Genomic DNA, 7,203 nt, shown 5'->3' with positions numbered 1-7,203 from the left:
TCGGCCTTTCAGGCCGTTCTTCTAGGGTCCGACCGGGTCGTTGCCGCCCAGCTGGATCTCCTTCTGCAGCGCCTGCTGCGCCATGAGGGGGCAGCCCTTGAGGATGTATCCGCGGCAGAGGTTGCGGAACACGTTGGGGTTGGTCGGCTCGAGCTTGGCCCACTCCTGCAGCAGGTGAATGCCCTTGTCGAGGGTCTTGTAGTGGTTGAAGACCAGGAACAGCTCGGTGGCTGACACGGTGTCGCCCTTCTGCTTGGCCTGCACGGCGTCGAACACGCGCTCCTGCTGGGCCACGTACTTCACCAGCGGCAGGGTGAGCAGGCGGAAGGCGTACTGCGCCACGATGATCTGGTTCTGCGGGCCCAGCACCTGCCAGTAGTACGTTCCGGTCTTGATGAGCTGGAACGGGGCGCGGGTGGGGAAGGTGTACAGCGGCTGTGACACGCGCTTTCCGTAGATGAACTGCTTGCTCTCGTTGAACAGCTGGATGCTGTAGGGGTTCATCTTGGCGTTGCGCCAGTGGAAGACGGGCGGGTAGCGCGTCACGTCGACATACGACGACATGAAGTCGAGCTCGCGCTGCATCTCGCCGGGGCTGTTGGCGTTGGCGAACTGTGGCTGGTTGAGCTTGAGCTTCGTGATGTACGGGACGCTGAACTCCATGCCGCCGCTCTTGCTCGGCTCGCGGGAGGCCTTGCCGGTGGTGTTGATGAGGCCGCGGAAATCAGTGGTGCCTGTGCTGTTGGGGGCCAGCAGCTCGCGGTGATCGTCGTAGAGGTAGATGATGACGAAGCGACCGTCATTGCCCGTCTTGAACTGGGTGGTGGGGGGCACGAGGTCGAGGGCGTACGACTTGCGCCAGTCGCTGTCGCCGGTCTTGATCTGGGCGTCGCCATAGGCGCCGGCGACGATGGCCACAGGCTTCTGGCTGGCCAGATCCTGGTTCTGCTGGGCGTGCGCGGGCTGTGCCAGGGTGAGCGCGGCGAAGGCGATCACGGCGGCAAGCGTTGCGCGGAAGAATCGAATGGACACGAGGCGGGGTCCCCTTTCTCTAACGCAGGTTACGAGTCGCACCGACAGCCCCGCGTGTGGGGAAGCGGTGGGCGGCCTGTTTCGCAGGCCTCTGTGAAAAGCCTGCCAAGGCGCTGTGTCGCTCTCTTGGAGCCCACCGAGTCGGGCGGGTGCGGGAACCGCTTCCCTCGTGCGGCGAACGTACCCGAATGCCTCCCGTCTATCACATCACCGAAGTCACCACCTGGGCTGAAGCCCAGCGCGTCGGGCATCACGCGCCGCCGAGCCTCGAGCTCGAGGGGTTCATCCATCTGTCGCGCCCTGAGCAGGTCGTGGGCACCGCCGACCTCTACTACCGCGGACGCGCCGATCTCGTGTTGCTCGAGATCGACGTGAGCGCGCTGGGAGAGGCCCTTCGCTTCGAGGCTGCCGCAAACGGCCGCGGGGTGTTCCCCCATCTCTACGCCCCGTTGCCCGTCTCCGCGGTGAGACGCGTGCTCGCCATGCCGTGCCGCGCGGATGGCGGGTTCGACGACCCGACGGCGCCAGACAGGTAGAGATCTCAGCGGTTCAGGCGCGAGGCGCTCAAGACCTGGCGCGTCTGTGTCAGCGAACCGGACAAAGAAGCGTGAGATTTTAACATCGGCAACATCCCGGCAATCTCTTTTCGCGCTCGCGCGTTGCTAGAATCGAGGCAGAGAAGCAGGAGAGTGCGACATGAACAGACGAGCCGAGACCCGTACCGCCGACAATGCCGAGACCGAGGTGACGCGCATCAGCGCTGACGCCTGCAGAGCCCGCATCGAAGACGTGAGCTGCAGCGGCGTGCGCCTCTGGACCGAGAAGCCCCTCGACGTCGATGAGAACATCTCGTGCCGCGTGCAGTTCGATCGTCGCACCGACGACATGCCCCTGCGGGTGGTCTGGGCGCGCCGCGAAGACAGCGGCTGGGTCTGTGGCGCTGTGTATGCGCCCATCGTGCCCCAGACCAACCGTCTCATCGACAGCTACTGGCTCTATGTGAATCACAAGCGCGATCATGGCGGTGCCTCCACGCTCTGGGCGTCCTGAACCCGGGCGGTTGTCCATCTGTTAACAAGCCACGCGTATCGCCCGTGGCGTCTCCCGCGTATAGTTATGGTGCTGGCAGAGGCCAGCCGACTATGCGCGTCGTCTCGATGCCGCTCCCCCGTGACCTGCCGGGGACGCTGCGCCGAGCACGAGCGAATCAGGGAGACAGAACATGGACATCAAAGCCCTCGACCTCACCCGTTCGGCGTTTGGAGCCACCGGGCTCTCCCCCGTGACCTTCATGAGCGTGGAGACCGCGCACCACGAGCCGGTCGATCGGGTTGAGCGCTCCGCCCCGTCTCCTGCTTCCCACGCGGCAGACGCGCCCGCTCCCGCGCCGCCCGCACCCGCGCCGCCCGCGCCACCGGCCCCCAGCCCCACGGTGAAGGTGCGCTACAACCCGCAAGACGTCACGGTGATGCCCGATGTGGACACCAGCGTTCCGCGGTCTGACATCGGCACCAACATGAGCAATGCGCGCATGCAGATGAGCGACAAGAACGTTGCGAAGCCGGACGCTGATGGCAACTATCTCTTCTCGCCAGGCACCGCGGGCTACCAGCAGGCCACCTCGTTTGTCAGCACTGAGAAGACGCTCCGCATGTTCGAGAAGGCGCTGGGCCATGAAATCAAGTGGGCCTTCAGCGGCAAGCTGGCCATCCACCCGCACGCGGGCGAAGACTTCAATGCCTACTACACCCGCTCAGACGGCTCGACCAACTTCTTCGACGGCAAGGACCCCATCCGCAAGAAGACCTGCTACTCGGCCGAGTCGATGGATGTGGTGAGCCACGAGACGGGACACGCCATCCTCGATGGCCTCAAGCCGGGGCTCATGGGCTGGTTCTCTGGCACCGAGGCCGGCGCGCTGCATGAGTCGTTCGGTGACATGGCTGGCATGCTCACGTCACTTCAAGATGACGCCGTGGTCGAGAAGCTTGCGGCCCAGACCGGTGGCAACCTCAAGAAAGACAACTTCCTGGCGCACGTGGGCGAAGATCTCTCGCTGGGCATCAACAACGCCTACTTCAATGGCCAGAAGCCCGCGGGGTGGACGATTCGCAACGCCAACAACAGCCTGGTCTACAAGAATCCCAAGGACTGCCCCTCGAACCCGTCCGACGAGAACCAGCTGGGCTCGGAGGTCCACAACTTCAGCCGCCTGCTCACCGGAGCGTTCTGGGACATCCTCAACGGTCTCACCGCCCAGGAGATGGCGGCCGGCAAGACGCCGGCCGACGCCATCCGCGGGGCGCGTGATGTGGCCACCAAGCTGGTGGCGCGCATGGCTGAGCTCGGGCCGAACTCAAAGGCCAAGTTCGTCGACGAGGCCAACGCCATGATCGCTGCCGACAAGAAGGACTTCGGTGGGGCCCATGTCGCGCTGCTGTCGAAGGTCTTCGCCGATCGCAAGATCCGCTCCGCCGACGACGCGGGCAGCGAGGTCCCCAAGCTGAAGCTCGCGCAGTCCATCACCTCTGACGGACAGGCGGCTGATTTCCTGGCGGCCAACCGCGAGGCGCTCGGCGTGGCCAGCGACGTTCCCCTGAAGCCCGCGGCGCGTTGGAGCAACGACAAGGGCGAGAGCTTCGTGCGCTACGACTACACGCAGGACGCCGAGGTCGGGCCGAGCCTCGTCACCCAGCTGGGGGGCTCGCTCACCGTGGCCTTCGACGCCGATGGCACGCTGTTCCACAAGAGCTACGAGCCCGTCGACGCCGAGGCCGTTGCGCTGGCCAAGGATCAGATCGCCACGCTCATCGAGCAGGGCGATATCCGCGGCGCTGGCATCACCCGGTCGACCCGACCGGACGGACGCCCGTGGGCGGGCTACATCGAGCTGTCGGCCACGGGCGACCGGCGCATCGTGCGCAACCCCGTTGCCACCGAGGCCTGATCAGCGAAGACGGTCTTTGATCAAGGCGAGGGCGCGCCCCACGAGGGCGTCGCCCTCGCTTTTTGCTTCAACGTCCGGCGCAAGCCCCTGGCCATGGATGTCGTGACCTGCGGGGGTGCGGTAGCGCGCGGTGGTGAGCCGTAGCGCGCCCCCTCCGTGCAGGGGAACCATCGACTGTATCACGCCCTTTCCAAACGATTGCCCGCCCAGAAGGGTCGCGATGCCGAGGTCGCGCAACGCGCCCGCAAGCACCTCGCTGCTGCTGGCGGTTCCTCCGTTGATGAGCACCACCACCGGTTTCGTCACGCGCGCCGCAACGCCGGGCGCCTGGCGAGCCTCCTCGGCTCCGCCACGCTTCGACACGCGTAGCAGAACCTGGCCTGGTGCGAACAGCCCAGCGATGTCGAGGGCCGCCGAGAGGGTACCGCCGGGGTTGTCGCGCAGGTCGATGATCCAGCCTCGGGGGTTCTGTGCCGCCAGGCGCTGCAGCGCGGCCTTGGTCTGCTCGCCGGTCTGCGGGCCGAAGATGGCGATGCGCACATAGCCGACGGGTAACCCGCCGCGTTCGACGATGCCCGCCCGCACGGGAGGGATGACGAGGCTAGCGCGCTCGAGGCGAATCGACCGTTGCGCGCCATCGCGCTCGACAGAGAGGGAGACGGCACTGCCCAGCGGCCCGAGCAGCAGATCTGACGCGCGATAGAGCCCCATTCCCACGAGAGAGGTGCCGTTCACGGCAGCGATGCGATCACCCGGGCGCAGGCCCGCCCCGCGTGCGGGCGATCCTTCAAGTGAGGCCACAACGCGCAGCCCCCGCGGGTCGGGCGCGACCTCGATACCGATTCCGGTGAACGCCTTGCCCGACTGCTGGGCCTCGAGCATGGCTTTGTCTTGCGCGCTCAGCCACGTGGTGTACGGGTCGTTCAAACCCTCGACAAAGCCACGTATCGAGGCGGTGACGATGGCTTCGGCTTGTTCCGGATGACGCGCAACGATGGCGGCCACGGCGGCCTCGAGCTCGCGCGCGCCGAAATCGGACACCACCGCGCCGGCCGACATCTCTCCCGCGGCGTCGGCCGCGGCCCGCCGCGCCTTCAGATACGCCGTGGGAGGGATGTCGTAGTAGAAGAGGCGCTGGGTGACCGCCACCACTTCATGGACACGCTCAGGCCCCGCCGCCGCCGGTGCTGCAGGCAACAGCAGCAGCATCGCTGCCACCAGGGTGGCCACCAGGGCCCCCATCGGCCGTGGTCGACGCATGGCAGATGGCGTTCGCATCGCGTGACTCGGGTCAGAGGCTGCCGAAGTTCTCGATCTTCGGCTCGCTGCCGTCGGCCGGGAAGAAGACCCCCACGGGCGCCGGACGTCCCTGGCTCTTGGCCACGAAGTACTTGTCGATGCGCCCGCGCTGGGCGGTCTCCTGGAAGCCGATGGTCACGTCATTTCCCTGGTGCACCTCGGTGATGGTCACGGGAACGGGGTAGAGGCCGATGGCGCCCACGGCCTTCTTGTATGAGAACTGCTCGATGTTGGGTGCGAGATGCTGGCGGTCGCGGGTGAGCAGGTTGGCGTGCACGAGCATAACGACGGCTCTTTCGCGCGCGACGGGGTCTTGAATCTTGAGCGCCTCGACGAGTGCGTTCACCACCTTGACGCCGCGAGGGTCGGGAGGTACGCGGGTGACGGCCAGAGCCGTGCCGAGGGTGGCGCAGATGAGCGCGACAGCGGCGAGGGTGCGGATGAGGGGGGTGCGGTTCATGGCAAGCCTCCGAGCGGATGTGATCGAGCAGTCAAGACCGCCCTGTTGCTGAGCAATTAGTCACGCGTGTCGAGAGGGCCTGCCGGAGGTATCGCCGAGGAGCTACGGGTGGCCCTCGGGCCGATGCTGCTGCTCCGCCTCACGCTTCACGTGCTCGAGCACCCGACGGTGGATGGCGTGCAGAACCTGATCGGAGATGGGCATCCGGTAGGGGAGGGGCCAGAGCCGATGGCGATACCACGTGGTGCCCTGCAGATGGGTTCCGCCGTTGGGCAGCGGGGTGAGATCGAACTGTCCGCGCTCTGAGGTGAGGTAGTCGTACAGGTAGGCCGGTTCGATGCTGGCATAGGGCGACCACTCCTGCATGGGCGGCGGCTGCGAGCGACTTGTCGACGCCACGCCACCGAGCCGACGCCACGGCGTAGCCGAAGATCGAGCCGACGAGCCCCAGGCCGTATCCCAGGGGAGCCGCCATGAGAACGCAGACGGCGCCTTCCACTGCAGCGATCAGCAGCAAGGCGCCCAGCAGCGTGAAGAACAGCAGGTTCACGAAGGGGACGAAGAACAGAAACGCCCACGCGCCGTCGAGCGCCGCGTCGCGCAGCCGCCGGATGGTGAGCCAGCCGTAGAGCTTTAGCACGTTTGTACCTGCGGCCACGACCAGAAGTGACGGCACGGTGACCAGGCAGACGGCGACCGCGCCGCTGCCCCACACGTTGCGGGGGATGATGGCCGAGAGCCACGGGTGACGAAACGGGCCGTGAAGATCAACCGATCGCGATGGCGCGACGCACAGCAGCGTGAAGAACAGCAGGTTCACGAAGGGGACGAAGAACAGAAACGCCCACGCGCCGTCGAGCGCCGCGTCGCGCAGCCGCCGGATGGTGAGCCATGAGCAGCATGGTGCGGTAGAAGCCCACGTCGGCGCCGTTGCCCAAGACCGCGTAGAGCGGGCGCCCCGCGCCGGGGAAGAGGTCGGTCTCGAGGCTCCATGGACGGTTCCACACCCCCGCAACCAGTCGATCGAGGTTGTACTTCACCCCCATCAAGATGGCGCCGATCAGAGCGTATCGCTCACGTGTCAGCGGGGCGGTCGTCACGTGCTCGCTCTCTTTTCTGGTGAATCGCTGCTCGCGTTCACAGCGTGTCGGCTCAGTTCGATGGATTCGCGACCCGCTCGACCCACCCCGCGGTGGCGTTGAGCCGCACCCGCTCGCCCTCGCGCAGCAGTCGGGTGGCGTCCTTGACGTTGGCCAGGGCTGGCAGGCCGTACTCCCGGGCCACGGTGGAGGCGTGCGACAGGGCGCCACCGATCTCGGTGACCACGCCGGCCGCGAGGGTGAAGAGCGGCGTCCACGAAGGGTCGGTGGCGGGGGCCACGAGAATGGCGCCGCGCTTCATGCGCGCGAAGTCGCGGGGGTCTTGGAGAACCACCACCTCGCCTTCAGCCACCCCCACGCTCGTG

10 protein-coding genes are annotated in these 7,203 nt (G+C 66.6%); 4 read left to right on the top strand and 6 right to left on the bottom strand.

Going from position 1 to position 7,203, the window contains the following annotated elements; genetic code table 11:
- Nucleotides 1-21 precede the first annotated feature (21 nt).
- The gene (locus EB084_16195; protein NDD29800.1) at nucleotides 22-1,032 is read right to left on the bottom strand and encodes a hypothetical protein; all 1,011 of its coding nucleotides are present in this window, start codon (nucleotides 1,030-1,032) and stop codon (nucleotides 22-24) included.
- A gap of 188 nt (nucleotides 1,033-1,220) precedes the next feature.
- Here EB084_16195 and EB084_16190 point away from each other — a divergent pair, with 188 nt between their 5' ends.
- From EB084_16190 to EB084_16180, 3 genes are all read left to right on the top strand, one after another.
- Complete coding sequence (locus EB084_16190) at nucleotides 1,221-1,568, top strand: DUF952 domain-containing protein (GenBank protein ID NDD29799.1); 348 nt, start codon at nucleotides 1,221-1,223, stop codon at nucleotides 1,566-1,568.
- Nucleotides 1,569-1,728: 160 nt separating this feature from the next.
- Nucleotides 1,729-2,082 (top strand): PilZ domain-containing protein, encoded by a 354-nt coding sequence (locus EB084_16185; GenBank protein ID NDD29798.1) that lies wholly within the window; start codon nucleotides 1,729-1,731, stop codon nucleotides 2,080-2,082.
- A gap of 172 nt (nucleotides 2,083-2,254) precedes the next feature.
- Nucleotides 2,255-3,979 (top strand): hypothetical protein, encoded by a 1,725-nt coding sequence (locus tag EB084_16180; GenBank protein ID NDD29797.1) that lies wholly within the window; start codon nucleotides 2,255-2,257, stop codon nucleotides 3,977-3,979.
- Here EB084_16180 and EB084_16175 read toward each other — a convergent pair whose 3' ends face one another.
- The 3 genes from EB084_16175 to EB084_16165 all read right to left on the bottom strand — a co-directional run bounded on the left by EB084_16175 (nucleotide 3,980) and on the right by EB084_16165 (nucleotide 6,104).
- Nucleotides 3,980-5,257 carry a S41 family peptidase gene (locus tag EB084_16175; GenBank protein ID NDD29796.1) on the bottom strand — a complete coding sequence of 426 codons (1,278 nt, stop codon included), beginning with the start codon at nucleotides 5,255-5,257 and terminating at the stop codon, nucleotides 3,980-3,982.
- A 13-nt stretch (nucleotides 5,258-5,270) separates the two neighbouring features.
- Nucleotides 5,271-5,738, bottom strand: a complete 468-nt coding sequence (locus EB084_16170) for a hypothetical protein (GenBank protein ID NDD29795.1) — start codon at nucleotides 5,736-5,738, stop codon at nucleotides 5,271-5,273.
- Between the two features lie 102 nt (nucleotides 5,739-5,840).
- Nucleotides 5,841-6,104 carry a hypothetical protein gene (locus EB084_16165; protein NDD29794.1) on the bottom strand — a complete coding sequence of 88 codons (264 nt, stop codon included), beginning with the start codon at nucleotides 6,102-6,104 and terminating at the stop codon, nucleotides 5,841-5,843.
- Between EB084_16165 and EB084_16160 the strand changes: the two genes are divergently transcribed.
- Nucleotides 6,103-6,375: a hypothetical protein gene (locus EB084_16160; GenBank protein NDD29793.1), complete on the top strand. Its 273-nt coding sequence runs from the start codon at nucleotides 6,103-6,105 to the stop codon at nucleotides 6,373-6,375. The genes EB084_16165 and EB084_16160 overlap by 2 nt on opposite strands.
- A 130-nt stretch (nucleotides 6,376-6,505) precedes the next feature.
- Here EB084_16160 and EB084_16155 read toward each other — a convergent pair whose 3' ends face one another.
- Nucleotides 6,506-6,838: a hypothetical protein gene (locus EB084_16155; protein ID NDD29792.1), complete on the bottom strand. Its 333-nt coding sequence runs from the start codon at nucleotides 6,836-6,838 to the stop codon at nucleotides 6,506-6,508.
- A 52-nt stretch (nucleotides 6,839-6,890) separates the two neighbouring features.
- Nucleotides 6,891-7,203, bottom strand: a 313-nt coding sequence (locus tag EB084_16150; GenBank protein NDD29791.1) for a phosphoenolpyruvate synthase, incomplete at its 5' end; no start/stop codon positions are given.

The organism is Pseudomonadota bacterium, assembly GCA_010028905.1.
Taxonomy (GTDB): Bacteria; Vulcanimicrobiota; Xenobia; order RGZZ01; family RGZZ01; genus RGZZ01.
Note: the sequence above shows the minus strand (reverse complement) of the source record. Positions and strands in the feature narration are given on the sequence as shown.